The following is a 13,319-nucleotide window of genomic DNA, read 5'->3' as shown; positions in this document are numbered from 1 at the left end:
TACTCGGAAAGTCGCTTAAAATCGACCTTTGCAGATACTTTTTCTTATAAAAAATGACCTCTTTCTTTAAATCGGACAGAAAACAAACAATTTATAACGTTTATGTAAAATTCTCTCTTAGCAAACACAACAGTATTCTGTAGAGTGGACAACGAACTTTCTGCAATAAGGTAAGCTAATGGAACCAATCCCTATTCGTATCGGGTTAACTCTCTGGTCTCATAACCAGTGGGCAGACTCTTTTTATGGCAAGGGAACAAAGCCTGCAGAAAGGCTGGAAAAATACTCGAGTGTCTTTAATACCGTCGAAGGAAATACAACGTTTTATGCAACACCTTCCAGCCAGACGGTTGATGCATGGAACAAATCCACACCCGAAGATTTCAAGTTCACTTTTAAGCTTCCCTCCTCTATTACGCATCAAAACCAACTGAAGAACTGTCAGGGATTACTTCATGAGTTTCTTTCTGTAATGGAGCCACTTTTCGACAAAATTGGTCAGTGGACAATTCAGTTACCCGCTTCATTTTCCCCCGAAAACCTGCCTGAGCTAAAAACCTTTTGTGAATTAATGCCAAGAGAAGTCAAACTCGGTGTGGAAGTTCGACATCTCGGCTTTTTCTCTAAAGATGAGCGTGAAAAAGCCTTTAATCACTGGCTGATGGAAGCGGGGATCAATCGAATCATCATGGATAGTCGTCCAGTTTTTGCCGCACCACCAACCACTGACGCGGTTATTGACGCCCATCAGAAAAAACCTAAAGTCCCGGTACATGCCATTGCAACAGCTGAGAACCCATTAATACGGTTTATTGGACACCCTACTTTGTCCGAGAATGATGCCTTTTTTGCTCCCTGGCTGAAAAAAATACCGTTGTGGATGGAACAGGGAAAGCAGCCGTATGTGATGATTCATACGCCGGATAACATAGAAGCACCTGAGCTAGCTGATAAACTGTATAAACAATTACAAAAGATTTGCACTATCCCTAACCTACCTGATTTTCCTGCCAATAATGACCTACAGCAGTTAGATATGTTTTAAGTGACATAGTCCACAAGATCTCATAAAATACGCCCCCAATTTTTACTGGCGGATACCCTGATATGAGCAACAGAGACGATATATTCTCATCACCAATCGACAACATTGGTAACTTCTCGTTTGATGAAAATGTAGTTGAAGTCTTTCCAGACATGATTCAACGTTCGGTTCCTGGTTATAGTAACATCGTATCTGCCATCGGCATGCTTGCTGAGCGCTTTGTTAAGCCCAACAGCAATATCTACGATCTTGGTTGCTCGCTTGGCGCGTCGACACTCTCTATCCGACGCAACATTCAACAGGAAGGTTGCACTATTTACTCCATCGACAACTCTAAAGCGATGGTGGAAAGATGTAAGCTGCATGTTAATGCCTACCGCTCGGATACACCTGTGAATGTTATAGAAGCAGATATCCGCGATGTTGACATCGAAAACGCAAGCATGGTTGTACTGAACTTCACCTTGCAATTTCTATCACCGGAAGATCGCCGTGCACTGCTTGAGAAAATCTATCAGGGTCTGCGCCCGGGTGGCATTTTGATCCTATCAGAGAAATATATTTTTGAAGATGAGCGCTCAAACGAGCTACTGATAGACCTACACCATGATTTTAAGCGAGCGAATGGATACAGCGAACTTGAAATAAGCCAAAAACGCAGTGCAATTGAAAATGTACTGATCCCGGATTCTATTCCAACTCACCAAAAACGCCTAGCCGATATCGGCTTCAGTAGTGTAGAGGTGTGGTTCCAGTGCTTCAACTTTGGCTCAATGTACGCAATTAAATAAGAATATTCATTATGTTTAACTTTTCAGATATTTATAAGTTGATCGCTCAAGATACTGTACTGCAGCCTTGGCTAAATATACTTCCACAGCAGCTTACTGATTGGCAGAATGCTGAGCACGGTGATTTTGAACGCTGGCTAAAGGCGCTAAAAAAGATCCCTGAAGGCACACCTGACAATATTGAACTTAAAGATTCGGTCACGGTATCCAATAACCAGCCGCTACCAAACGGTGAATTGAAAAAACTGGAAAACCTACTACGTACTTTCCACCCATGGCGTAAAGGCCCTTTTGAGATGCACGGCATCCATATTGATACCGAGTGGCGCTCTGACTGGAAATGGGACCGAGTATTACCTCATATTTCTCCGCTGAAAGATCGCTCTGTACTGGATGTGGGCTGTGGTAATGGTTACCACATGTGGCGTATGTTAGGAGAAGGTGCTCGCCTGTGTGTCGGTATCGACCCGTCACATCTGTTCCTTGTTCAATTCGAAGCAATCCGAAAGCTGATGGGAGGTGATCAAAGAGCCCACCTTCTTCCGCTTGGAATCGAACAACTACCTGAGCTAAAGGCTTTTGATACCGTATTTAGCATGGGTGTACTTTACCACCGTCGTTCCCCACTTGATCATTTGATTCAGTTGAAAAACCAGCTTGTTTCCGGTGGCGAACTGATCCTGGAAACACTGGTGATTGAGGGTGACGAAAACGCGGTACTTGTTCCGGTAGACAGATATGCTCAGATGAGAAATGTTTACTTCTTCCCATCAGCTAAGGCGCTTAAAGTGTGGCTGGAAAAAACCGGCTTTGAAGACGTAAGAATTGTAGACGAAAACGTCACAACAACTGGTGAACAGAGAACAACCGGCTGGATGACTCACAACTCATTACCGGACTATCTGGATAAGAACGACCCAACAAAAACAGTTGAAGGTTATCCTGCACCAAGACGTGCAATTTTGGTTGCAAGAAATCCATAACTATCTCAATTAGATATCGATTTCTGATTATCTGACTTAATACTAACATTAGGGTGCTTCTCGCACCCTTTTTTGTGAGCTAAACTCCTCGCGGCTCTTAATAAATTAAGGTATTCAATGAAAACGACCGTATTTCCACTTATCATTTTATCGTTGCTGTCTGGATGCACACTTACCGATGGGGAGAAGTACAGCAAGGAAACGCAAGCAACTATTCAACAGTCTGAAACGAATATAAACCAAAAGCTTTCTATTATTACACTAGCTGTTAGCAACCAGTCCGACTACATTGAAAGTCTCGAACACGAAGTGACATCGTTGAAATCTGACGTAGATAAACTGCGGGAAGAAGTTGCACTAGTTAACGCTAAAGACTCAGACCAAAGCCAAAATACAGAAAACAGTCCACAACCACCTGAAAGTCAAAACCTTTCATCTTTGAACACATCGGCAATTTCCGATGAATTAGTTGTACTTGGTGCCGTAGAATCTGTCACAATAGACTCGATAGAGGTCACGTTCGATGCAAGAATCGACACTGGCTCAAAAATGTCGTCATTGAATGCCGTTGATATGCAGCGATTTGAACGCGAAGGCAAGACCTGGGTGCGTTTTCATCTAGGTGATAAAGACGTTGAAGATGCAGATAAAAACTGGATTGAAGCTCCGGTTATTAGGTATGTCAATATCCGACAAGTTTCAACAGACGACAAGCTAGAAAAACGTCCGGTAATTGAATTGTGGGTAAAAGTGGGAAATATCCATGAAAAATCGCAATTTACATTGGCGGATCGCACTCATATGAGCCACTCTATCCTTTTAGGCAGAGAGTTTATTAAAGACATCGCGATAGTAGATGTAAGTAAGAGCTTTCTTCAATCTACGTCAGATAAGAAAAATCAAAGTTAGGGAAAATTATGATTTCCAGAGTTCCTTTCTACTTACTCATTGGCTTGTTAGTGGCTGCTGGTATTTCTTTGTGTATCACACGGCATGAGAATTACGGTGTACCCTGGACTCCAGGTGAACAACGTCAGGTATGGGATATTGAAGCTAGAGTAGAGTTCAGTGGTGTTGGTGAACCTGCTAAAGTATCACTTGCAGCACCAAGTACCCAGCAGGGTTATACTTTAATCGAAGAATCATCTTCTTCACCTGGTTATGGTGTTGCCTATTTAGATACAGATATCGGTCGTCGTGCAGAATGGTCTGTACGCCACGCTGATGGTTCACAAACCATTTATTATAAAACTCAGTTTCTGGAAGATGACCGCGCGGATGTAAAACCAATTCCACCGTCCGATTCGCCGATACTGAAACCAACCCTTGACGGACCTCAGGAAGCGGCTGCAAACGCGCTAATTGAACGAGCTACTCAGCGCTCTGCGGATGATGTCACTTTCACTCGTGAGCTTATCAAAGCACTGAACGATACCGATAGCCAAAATGCCTCTTTGCTGTTAAACGATGACTCTAAAGCGAAAACGACGTCTCGTATTCTCTCTTACTCCAATATCCACAATAAGATTGTCGGCGTTATTTTCCTTGAGGATGGTCGCCGTCGCCAAAGCATTACCCAAATGCTTCAGGTTTGGGATGGAAAAACTGGGTTCTGTTTGACCCTGAATCAGGCGCTCAGGGGCAGCCAAAGAATGTGCTGGTCTGGGATGAATCCAACGTATCTCTTCTAGACGTGATTGGCGGTAAAAACAGCCAGGTGCACTTCTCGATGATCGCACAGGAAGTTTCACCTAAGCTTGCCACCAACGCCAAGATTGAAGCAGATAACCTGATTAACTTTTCAATACACAGCCTGCCGCTGGAAGAACAGTCAATGTTCAAAACCATTATGTTGATCCCTATCGGCGCGCTGATTGTTGTTTTCCTCAGAATCATTGTTGGCCTTAAGACCTCCGGTACCTTTATGCCAGTACTGATTGCAGTAGCCTTTGTGCAAACACAGCTGGTAACCGGTATCGTTGGGTTCCTGCTTATTGTTGGTACAGGTTTGGTGATACGCAGCTATCTGTCCAAGCTTAACTTGTTACTGGTTGCCCGGATTTCTGCAGTGATTATTACCGTAATCCTGATTATTTCTGTGTTTACTGTTGTTGCTTTCCGCGTTGGTTTAACCGAAGGTCTAAGCATTACCTTCTTCCCAATGATCATTCTTTCCTGGACTATCGAACGTATGTCGATTCTATGGGAAGAGGAAGGTGCAAAAGAAGTACTGATTCAGGGCGGAGGCTCACTTCTTACTGCCGTACTTGTGTACCTTGCGATGACCAATCCGTTTATTCAGCACATGACGTTTAACTTCATCGGTGTTCAGCTTCTTGTTCTGGCTGCCATTCTGGCACTTGGTAACTATACCGGTTACCGACTCACTGAACTTAGACGCTTTAAGCCGTTAACGGAGGACTAAGCCTATGCTTGGAAAGCTAACCTCCCCTTTTAAACTTCGTGATAAAGGCATCATGGGGATGAACCAGAGGAACCACAGCTATATCGGTCGATACAACGATCGTAAAAAGTATCCTCTGGTTGATGATAAGTTAAAAACTAAGATCATCGCGGAGAAAGCTGGTGCTACAACACCTGCGCTAATTGGTGTGATTCGAAGCCAGTCTGCTGTAAAAACCGTACATAAGATGGTTAAGGATTGGCCTGGATTCGTCATCAAACCGGCTCAGGGCAGTGGTGGTAAAGGCATTCTGGTCATAACCTCTCATAAAGATGGAGTTTATACCAAGCCTTCAGGCGCAACCATTAATGAGCAAGACGTAGAGCGTCATATCAGTAATACGCTAGCTGGCTTGTTTTCTCTAGGTGGAAAAAACGACGTAGCAGTTGTAGAAAACCTGATTAAGTTTGATGATTGCTTCGATGGCTTCAGCTACGAAGGTGTGCCAGATGTACGAATCATCGTATTCAAAGGTTACCCAGTAATGGCAATGATGCGCCTTTCTACTTCTGCATCAGACGGTAAAGCGAACCTTCACCAGGGTGCAGTGGGCGTTGGTATTGATATCGCCACCGGAAAAGCGGTTCGTGCGGTTCAGTTTGACCAACCTGTCACCCATCACCCCGACACAGGAAAGGATCTGAGTACCCTACAGGTTCCGCACTGGGAAAAGCTCTTAACACTAGCGTCTAGCGCCTGGGAGATGACCGGACTTGGCTATATGGGTACAGATATGGTGTTGGATAAAGAAGAAGGACCTATGGTACTAGAGCTGAATGCCCGTCCTGGCCTAGCTATTCAGATCGCTAACGGCTGCGGAATCCTCCCTCGCCTTCAGCATATCGAAAGCCTGAACCTCGATGAACTGCCGCCAATAGACTTCCCACGCCCCGCTGAACGCGTAGCCTACGCTGCAGAGCAGTTTGGTACTGGGGTATAGGTTACGGGTTACGGGTTACGGGTTACGGGTTACGGGTTACGGGTTACGGGTTACGGGTTACGCAAGGAATAATAGAAAGCGCAAGAATCAAACTCTTGCGCCTTTTTATCTAAGACCCGTAGGACGAAGTCCGTCCTGTAACCCACAACCTACTTCCCTAGCGCCTCTTTATAATGCTGACGACATACAGACACATATCGGTCGTTGCCACCAATCGCCACTTGATCCCCTTCAGCAATTGGATTTCCATGCTCATCTGTTCGGATAACCATATTCGCCTTACGGCCACAATGACAAATCGTCTTAAGCTCAATAAGTTTGTCTGCCCATGACAGCAGATACTTACTACCTTCAAATAGCTCGCCCAGAAAGTCAGTACGAAGACCATAGCAAAGCACCGGAATATTCAGTTTATCCACCACTTCGGTAAGCTGATAGACCTGCTCACGGGATAAGAACTGGCACTCATCGATAAGGACGCAATGTAACTTCTCTTCGTTGTGCAGTTTATCTATTGCTTCATGAAGGTTTGTTTCCGGCTGGAAAAGGTGCGCTTCCGACTGCAACCCGATTCTTGAACTCACCTTGCCTACGCCATAACGATCATCAAGAGCAGCAGTAAAAATAACCGGGTTCATTCCTCGCTCCTGGTAGTTGAACGATGACTGCAAAAGGGTGGTTGATTTACCCGCGTTCATCGCGGAATAGTAGAAGTACATCTGAGCCACGTGGCTTTCCTCTAAGTAGTTGTCTTATACGACGATATATCTTCGTCTTTCTGATAAAAAATTGCCCCGAGAAAACTCTCAGGGCAAGTATTTATTATAGAAAAGAAGTGGTTAGCCTCTTCTCCATGTTGTACCTTCTGGGCCATCTTCCAGAACGATACCCATTTCATTCAGCTTATCACGAGCCATATCCGCATTCGCCCAGTCTTTTGCCGCGCGAGAATCATTACGAAGTTTGATTAATGCTTCGATCTCTGCAACTTCATCGTCATCACCCGCATCACCTTTAAGGAATGCTTCCGGATCCTGATAAAGGATACCAATAACATCCGCCAGCTCACGCATCAAAGCGCCTAGCTTAGATGCAGCTACAACATCTTCTGTCTTCAGGCGGTTAACTTCTCGAGCCATATCAAACAGTACAGAGTAAGCCTCTGGTGTATTGAAGTCATCGTTCATCGCATCGCTGAAGCGCTGTACGTAGGATTCACCGCCCGCTGGCTCAACAGACATATCCAAACCACGTAGCGACGTATACAGGCGCTCAAGAGAAGCACGAGCCTGATTTAGGTTCTCTTCACTGTAATTTAGCTGGCTACGGTAGTGGCCTGACATCAGGAAGTAACGAACTGTCTCTGCATCATAGTGTCCCAGCACATCGCGGATAGTAAAGAAGTTGCCTAGTGATTTAGACATTTTCTCTTTGTCTACCATCACCATACCGCTGTGCATCCAGGTGTTTACATACTGGGTATCATGAGCACAGCACGACTGAGCAATCTCATTTTCGTGGTGCGGGAACTGGAGGTCAGAACCACCACCGTGAATATCAAAGTGATTACCAAGGATAGCCGAGTTCATTGCAGAACACTCGATGTGCCAGCCCGGACGACCAGGTCCCCATGGCGACTCCCATGTTGGCTCACCCGGCTTAGACATCTTCCACAGCACAAAATCTAATGGGCTTTTCTTCGCACTTTCGATATCAACACGAGCGCCAGCCTGAAGTTGCTCAAGGTCTTGTTTAGAAAGGCGGCCATATTCATCGTACTTGCTCACTTCAAACATCACATCGCCATTATCAGCAACGTATGCAAAGCCACGTTCAATCAATCGCTCGACAAGCTCAATGATCTCCTGGATGTAATGCGTAGCGCGAGGCTCAACATCAGGGCGCTTCATGTTCAGTGCATCAAAGTCCTGATACATATCCTGAATCAGACGCTCAGTCAGTGAATCACAGCTTTCACCGTTCTCTGCCGCACGTTTAATAATTTTGTCGTCGATATCCGTGATATTACGAACAAAAGTCAGGTCATAACCCAGGTAGCGCAAGTAGCGCGATACCACATCGAAAGAGACAAAAGTACGACCATGACCGATATGACAGAGATCGTAAATAGTCACTCCACAAACGTACATACCAACTTTGCCGGCAGTAATGGGTTTGAATTCCTCTTTTTGACGAGTGAGTGTGTTATATATTTTTAGCATGATCTCTATCTGTATTTAATTTTAAGTAAACAGAGCGAAAGTATAACAACTCATCAGGCACCAAGTCACTCCAAATGTGGCTTTAAAGTGTTCAATTAGTCAGCAAAATAATGGCTTAGGTTTGAATGTGAGCCATGTTCAGCTAGACTAGGTTCATCTGGATTCAAAAGAGTCCACAATACAACCCGAACAAAAAATCGAAAGGAATTAATCATGATCGTCCTTCATACCAACTTTGGCGACATCAAAATTCAGCTAAACGAAGAAAAAGCTCCGGAGACCAGCGCAAACTTCCTGCAGTACTGTAAAGATGGCTTTTACGACAACACTCTATTCCACCGTGTTATCGATGGCTTTATGATTCAGGGTGGCGGCATGACTTCTGGCCTGAAAGAGAAGGCAACTCGTGCTCCTATCAAGAACGAAGCGAACAATGGTCTTAGCAACAAGGTTGGTACATTAGCAATGGCTCGTACAATGGAACCACACTCTGCAAGCTCCCAATTCTTCATTAACGTAAACAACAACACCTTCCTTGACTTTAAATCAGAGAGTCTTGATGGCTGGGGTTACTGCGTTTTCGGTGAAGTAGTAGAGGGCATGGAAATCGTAAACAAAATCAAAGGTGTGAGCACAGGTACAATGGGCATGCACCAGGATGTTCCACTGGAAGAAGTAGTAATCACTGACACTACTATCGAAGAGTAATATTTAAGGGAAGCGTATGCTTCCCTTCTTTCTATTATGACAATACTTTTTATATCTGATTTACACCTTACGCCTAACCGCCCCGACATCACCCAATGTTTTATGGAGTTTATGCAAAGTGAAGCGATACATGCGGAAGCTCTGTATGTGCTCGGTGACCTTTTTGAGTTCTGGGTCGGCGATGATGACAATAACCCTTTCAACCAGAATATTAAGCAAGCTTTCAAGTCATTAACCAGTGCCGGCATCCCTTGCTATTTCACCCAGGGCAACCGTGATTTCCTTGTTGGTAAGCGCTTTGCGCGGGAAACCGGTGTGATCATACTCGATGAACTTAGCGTTATCGACCTATATGGTGAAAAAGCGTTAGTCCTTCATGGAGATACACTTTGTACTGATGACCACAAATATCTCGCGTACAGAGAGAAGGTTCATCAACCATGGTTACAATGGGTTTATAACCGCCTTCCGCTCTTTATCAAAAAGAAAATTGTTTCCAAGGTACAATCTGATATTGGCGAAGAGAAAAAAGAAAAGTCGCTCGACATCATGGATGTTAATCAGGCCGAGGTCGAAAGAGTCATGGCGCAATACGATTGTAAGCTAATGATTCACGGCCACACCCACAGGCCGGCAATACATACGTTCGAGCACAACAAACGAATCGTACTTGGCGACTGGTATACCCAGGGATCAGTCTTAGTGGTGACGAAAGAAAATCTGGATTTACAAAATCGTGATTTCACTTAATAGAAACATGTCTATGTACCTAATTTAACGAAACCATGATCTTTCGCAAAAATCATCGTATCATTAGAACATAGTGATTTAAGCCTCAATGAACAAAATGAGCTGCAGGATAAAATGAGATATTCCTATGTTGCGCGCCAACCTATATTAGATGCAAATAAGACAACCGTTGCATACGAGTTATTATTCCGGGATGGCCCTAAAAACACTTTTCCAGAAGTTGAGGCAGAAATGGCGACAAGCCGCCTGCTATCTGATCAATTTCTAAGTGCTCAATATGCGTCCATTGGTGGAAAACTTGGTTTTGTTAACTTTCCTTATGCCAGTCTAGTCAATCTGATCCCTACCCTGTTCCCAAGAAAGAAGATCGTAGTAGAGATTCTTGAGGATTGTGAGCCTACAGATGAATTATTGGAAGCGGTTAAACTGTTACACTCTAAAGGATATAAAATAGCGTTAGATGACTTTGTTCCCAGCCCGGAGTGGAAGCGGTTTCTGCCCTACATTGCTATTATCAAGTTCGATATCCGGATCGTGCCGATTGCTAAGGCCGCGAAGTTTATCGCTCGGCTAAAGGGCACCAAAATAGAATTTCTGGCAGAAAAAGTAGAAACCTACGAGGAATTTCAGGAGGCACTGGACGCCGGGTTCAAATATTTTCAGGGCTATTTCTTTAGCAAACCGGAAATTATCCAGCAAAAAGCGATTGAACCATCATTTTTAACCGTTGTTCAATTATGTAAAGAAGTGGCCTCAGATGACATCAACTACGATGCTATTGAACGCATCGTTTTACAGGATGTATCACTCTCATACAAGCTATTGCGCTATGTGAACTCATCAGCAAATATTACTTCTCAGATCAGCTCTTTCCATCAGGCGCTAGTGTACCTTGGTCAGGAGCGCTTACGTAAGTTTATTGCTCTTGTAGCTATCGCCAACGAACAGGATAGCAAGCCTGATTCACTTTACGCATTGTCGATTCAACGTGCCAGAAGATGTGAACTAATGCTTCATTATCATGATAAAAGCATGGACAAAAGCCAGGCCTTTTTAGTCGGCATGTTTTCTTTACTGGATTCGTTACTAGACCAGCCGCTAGAAAAGGTACTTAACTCTATACCTCTTGATGATGAAATCAAACGCGCACTGCTTGATAGAGAAGGGATATTGGGCAAGATTTTGTCAATATCGATACATTACGAGCAGGCTAACTGGTCAGAAGTAGAATCTCTCCTGCCTGAAACTAACTTAAGCGAAGAGTCACTTCGTCGTTGTTATGAAGAGTCTACCGAATGGGCCGAGGAACTATTTAGTGAATGATGTTTGTCCTTGTGGCAGTGGTAAAAGCTACAGCCAATGTTGCGAGTTAGTTCATCACAACCACGCTACGGCTCAATACCCTGAGCAATTGATGCGCGCACGCTATAGTGCCCATGTGCTTAAACTGGTGGATTTTGTTGTTAACACATACCACTCTTCCTGTAATGCGGAGCATGAAAGAGCCGGGATTGAAGAATCAATCAATCTGGACTGGAGCAAACTCGAGGTGGTTCGAGCAGACAAACCTCTATCAGATGAAGGTTTTGTTGAGTTTAAAGCTTACCTTTTAGAGGAAGGTATCGAACATTGTATGCATGAGTTATCTCGTTTTGTCAGAGACGATGGACTCTGGTACTACATTGATGGCGTTTTTCCCGAAAATGAAGACGCGCCAGAGAGCACAGCAACAGCAGTAAAAACAGAAAAAGTCGGCAGAAACGATCCCTGCCCTTGTGGTAGCGGAAAGAAATTTAAAAAATGTTGTGGGTAAACAGGGTTAAAAACCCTGTTTATGGTTCAATTCTCTGAAACTACTCACCTTCCATAAAGCTGATATCAGGCAGCATGTCCAGATGCTCAGCATAACGTTTTTCATTAAACGGCTGCTGGTTTTTCATCACATCAAAGATTTCTACCGAAACTGCACATGCCATCATAGCGATGGCGTCTTCTCGTGAAGTGCCCATCATCGTAAGCCTCATCAGAGTCTCTTTTGCTTTTAATGGCTTGCCATCTGCTAGCTGGTTTTCGATTACTTCCAGAAGCATTGCTTCATCGATAAATTCAGGAGTGTCAGTCATTGGTTTAATTCCGGTTAAATTCTTGCGCAACTATGACATAACCGACAAGAAAAGCGAGTAATTTTGCCCCTCCAAAACAAGCATCAACTAATAAAAAGTGTGAACAGTGTCTCTAAACTGTAACCTTGCGAATCTTTCTGATAGAATCACCGCCCGTGTAACTTTAGTGGTGTTAGCCAATGTCTGATAATAGCCAAAAGAAAGTCATTGTCGGTATGTCCGGCGGCGTTGATTCATCTGTATCTGCCTACCTTCTGCAACAACAGGGGTATCAGGTAGAAGGCCTGTTCATGAAGAACTGGGAAGAAGACGACAACGAGGAGTACTGTACAGCAGCGGATGATCTTCGCGATGCTCAAGCTGTGTGTGACAAACTTGGTATTCATCTGCACACCATTAATTTTGCAGCAGAATACTGGGATAACGTATTTGAGTACTTCCTTGCTGAGTATAAAGCAGGGCGCACGCCAAACCCGGATATTCTTTGTAATAAAGAAATCAAATTCAAAGCGTTTCTGGACTTCGCTGACGACGTTCTGGATGCAGATTATATCGCTATGGGCCACTACGTTCGCCGCACTTTCCCTGAAAATGGCGGTAACCCACAGATGCTACGTGGCTTAGATGGTAATAAAGATCAGAGCTATTTCCTCTATACTTTAAGTCATGACCAGGTCGCTCGTAGCCTTTTCCCTGTAGGTGAGCTAGAAAAACCAGAGGTTCGCCGTATTGCTGAAGAGCAAGGTCTGATTACAGCGAAGAAAAAAGACTCTACCGGCATCTGTTTTATCGGAGAGCGCAAATTTACAGATTTTCTTTCTCGCTACCTGCCTGCGCAACCGGGTAAAATTGAAACTCCTGAAGGCAAGGTTATTGGCGAACATATGGGGCTGATGTACCATACCCTTGGTCAGCGTAAAGGCCTGCATATTGGCGGCCAAAAAGGCGGCGGCGGCAATGAAGAACCGTGGTACGTTGCAGACAAAGATTTGAAGCGAAATGTTCTTATCGCGGTTCAGGGTGCTGACCACCCATTGCTGAAATCTCAGGGCTTGCTTGCTTCGCAGCTTCACTGGGTAGATAGAAAAGCAATTACTGAGCCCCTAAGCTGTACGGTTAAAACCCGTTACCGTCAACAGGATATTCCATGTACAATTATTCCTGTTGACGACGAGAATATTAAAGTTATCTTCGACGAACCTCAGGTTGCAGTTACACCGGGTCAGTCGGCAGTATTTTATAAAGATGATGTCTGTCTTGGTGGCGGCATTATCGAAGAACGAATCTAACCAG

The 13,319-nt window shown here is 44.3% G+C and carries 13 protein-coding genes and 1 pseudogene; 11 read left to right on the top strand and 3 right to left on the bottom strand.

Annotation, left to right across the window (positions count from 1 at the left end):
• Window positions 1–178 precede the first annotated feature (178 nt).
• From P7F88_RS17205 to P7F88_RS17180, 6 genes and pseudogenes are all read left to right on the top strand, one after another.
• The gene (locus tag P7F88_RS17205) at window positions 179–1,045 is read left to right on the top strand and encodes a DUF72 domain-containing protein (protein WP_277826678.1); all 867 of its coding nucleotides are present in this window, start codon (window positions 179–181) and stop codon (window positions 1,043–1,045) included.
• Window positions 1,046–1,107: 62 nt separating this feature from the next.
• Window positions 1,108–1,836 carry a carboxy-S-adenosyl-L-methionine synthase CmoA gene (gene cmoA, locus P7F88_RS17200; RefSeq protein ID WP_277826676.1) on the top strand — a complete coding sequence of 243 codons (729 nt, stop codon included), beginning with the start codon at window positions 1,108–1,110 and terminating at the stop codon, window positions 1,834–1,836.
• Between the two features lie 11 nt (window positions 1,837–1,847).
• Window positions 1,848–2,819 carry a tRNA 5-methoxyuridine(34)/uridine 5-oxyacetic acid(34) synthase CmoB gene (gene cmoB / locus P7F88_RS17195; RefSeq protein WP_277826674.1) on the top strand — a complete coding sequence of 324 codons (972 nt, stop codon included), beginning with the start codon at window positions 1,848–1,850 and terminating at the stop codon, window positions 2,817–2,819.
• A gap of 117 nt (window positions 2,820–2,936) precedes the next feature.
• A complete protein-coding gene (locus P7F88_RS17190; RefSeq protein ID WP_277826672.1) occupies window positions 2,937–3,728 on the top strand; it encodes an ATP-dependent zinc protease family protein in 792 nt (263 codons plus the stop codon).
• Window positions 3,729–3,736: 8 nt separating this feature from the next.
• Window positions 3,737–5,244, top strand: a pseudogene (locus P7F88_RS17185) (inactive transglutaminase family protein).
• 4 nt (window positions 5,245–5,248) lie between these two features.
• Window positions 5,249–6,223, top strand: a complete 975-nt coding sequence (locus P7F88_RS17180; protein ID WP_277826670.1) for an alpha-L-glutamate ligase-like protein — start codon at window positions 5,249–5,251, stop codon at window positions 6,221–6,223.
• Window positions 6,224–6,372: 149 nt separating this feature from the next.
• On the opposite strand, the gene P7F88_RS17175 is transcribed toward P7F88_RS17180, so the two are convergent.
• A complete protein-coding gene (locus P7F88_RS17175) occupies window positions 6,373–6,951 on the bottom strand; it encodes a thymidine kinase (protein WP_277826668.1) in 579 nt (192 codons plus the stop codon).
• Window positions 6,952–7,062: 111 nt separating this feature from the next.
• On the bottom strand, window positions 7,063–8,445 hold the full coding sequence (cysS, locus tag P7F88_RS17170) for a cysteine--tRNA ligase (RefSeq protein ID WP_277826667.1): 1,383 nt from the start codon (window positions 8,443–8,445) through the stop codon (window positions 7,063–7,065).
• Window positions 8,446–8,658: 213 nt separating this feature from the next.
• Between cysS and P7F88_RS17165 the strand changes: the two genes are divergently transcribed.
• The 4 genes from P7F88_RS17165 to P7F88_RS17150 all read left to right on the top strand — a co-directional run bounded on the left by P7F88_RS17165 (window position 8,659) and on the right by P7F88_RS17150 (window position 11,716).
• The gene (locus tag P7F88_RS17165) at window positions 8,659–9,153 is read left to right on the top strand and encodes a peptidylprolyl isomerase (protein WP_277826665.1); all 495 of its coding nucleotides are present in this window, start codon (window positions 8,659–8,661) and stop codon (window positions 9,151–9,153) included.
• A gap of 36 nt (window positions 9,154–9,189) precedes the next feature.
• Window positions 9,190–9,903: a UDP-2,3-diacylglucosamine diphosphatase gene (gene lpxH / locus P7F88_RS17160; RefSeq protein ID WP_277826663.1), complete on the top strand. Its 714-nt coding sequence runs from the start codon at window positions 9,190–9,192 to the stop codon at window positions 9,901–9,903.
• A gap of 114 nt (window positions 9,904–10,017) precedes the next feature.
• Window positions 10,018–11,226: an EAL and HDOD domain-containing protein gene (locus P7F88_RS17155; protein WP_277826661.1), complete on the top strand. Its 1,209-nt coding sequence runs from the start codon at window positions 10,018–10,020 to the stop codon at window positions 11,224–11,226.
• Window positions 11,219–11,716: a YchJ family metal-binding protein gene (locus P7F88_RS17150; protein WP_277826659.1), complete on the top strand. Its 498-nt coding sequence runs from the start codon at window positions 11,219–11,221 to the stop codon at window positions 11,714–11,716. Before P7F88_RS17155 ends, P7F88_RS17150 begins: the two co-directional genes overlap by 8 nt.
• Window positions 11,717–11,756: 40 nt before the next feature.
• Here P7F88_RS17150 and P7F88_RS17145 read toward each other — a convergent pair whose 3' ends face one another.
• Window positions 11,757–12,026, bottom strand: a complete 270-nt coding sequence (locus tag P7F88_RS17145) for a hypothetical protein (RefSeq protein ID WP_277826657.1) — start codon at window positions 12,024–12,026, stop codon at window positions 11,757–11,759.
• A 179-nt stretch (window positions 12,027–12,205) separates the two neighbouring features.
• Here P7F88_RS17145 and mnmA point away from each other — a divergent pair, with 179 nt between their 5' ends.
• Complete coding sequence (gene mnmA, locus P7F88_RS17140; protein WP_277826655.1) at window positions 12,206–13,315, top strand: tRNA 2-thiouridine(34) synthase MnmA; 1,110 nt, start codon at window positions 12,206–12,208, stop codon at window positions 13,313–13,315.
• Window positions 13,316–13,319: the final 4 nt, after the last annotated feature.

The organism is Vibrio hannami (assembly GCF_029589055.1).
GTDB lineage: Bacteria > Pseudomonadota > Gammaproteobacteria > Enterobacterales > Vibrionaceae > Vibrio > Vibrio hannami.
This window is presented reverse-complemented; position numbering and strand designations above follow the sequence as displayed.

What these genes read in the sequence shown, in the direction of transcription:
- P7F88_RS17205 (WP_277826678.1), top strand. Translation starts at nt 179, where the DNA reads ATGGAACCAATCCCTATTCGTATCGGGTTAACTCTCTGGTCTCATAAC.
- cmoA (WP_277826676.1), top strand. Translation starts at nt 1,108, where the DNA reads ATGAGCAACAGAGACGATATATTCTCATCACCAATCGACAACATTGGT.
- cmoB (WP_277826674.1), top strand. Translation starts at nt 1,848, where the DNA reads ATGTTTAACTTTTCAGATATTTATAAGTTGATCGCTCAAGATACTGTA.
- P7F88_RS17190 (WP_277826672.1), top strand. Translation starts at nt 2,937, where the DNA reads ATGAAAACGACCGTATTTCCACTTATCATTTTATCGTTGCTGTCTGGA.
- P7F88_RS17180 (WP_277826670.1), top strand. Translation starts at nt 5,249, where the DNA reads ATGCTTGGAAAGCTAACCTCCCCTTTTAAACTTCGTGATAAAGGCATC.
- cysS (WP_277826667.1), bottom strand. Translation starts at nt 8,445, where the DNA reads ATGCTAAAAATATATAACACACTCACTCGTCAAAAAGAGGAATTCAAA.
- P7F88_RS17165 (WP_277826665.1), top strand. Translation starts at nt 8,659, where the DNA reads ATGATCGTCCTTCATACCAACTTTGGCGACATCAAAATTCAGCTAAAC.
- lpxH (WP_277826663.1), top strand. Translation starts at nt 9,190, where the DNA reads ATGACAATACTTTTTATATCTGATTTACACCTTACGCCTAACCGCCCC.
- P7F88_RS17155 (WP_277826661.1), top strand. Translation starts at nt 10,018, where the DNA reads ATGAGATATTCCTATGTTGCGCGCCAACCTATATTAGATGCAAATAAG.
- P7F88_RS17145 (WP_277826657.1), bottom strand. Translation starts at nt 12,026, where the DNA reads ATGACTGACACTCCTGAATTTATCGATGAAGCAATGCTTCTGGAAGTA.
- mnmA (WP_277826655.1), top strand. Translation starts at nt 12,206, where the DNA reads ATGTCTGATAATAGCCAAAAGAAAGTCATTGTCGGTATGTCCGGCGGC.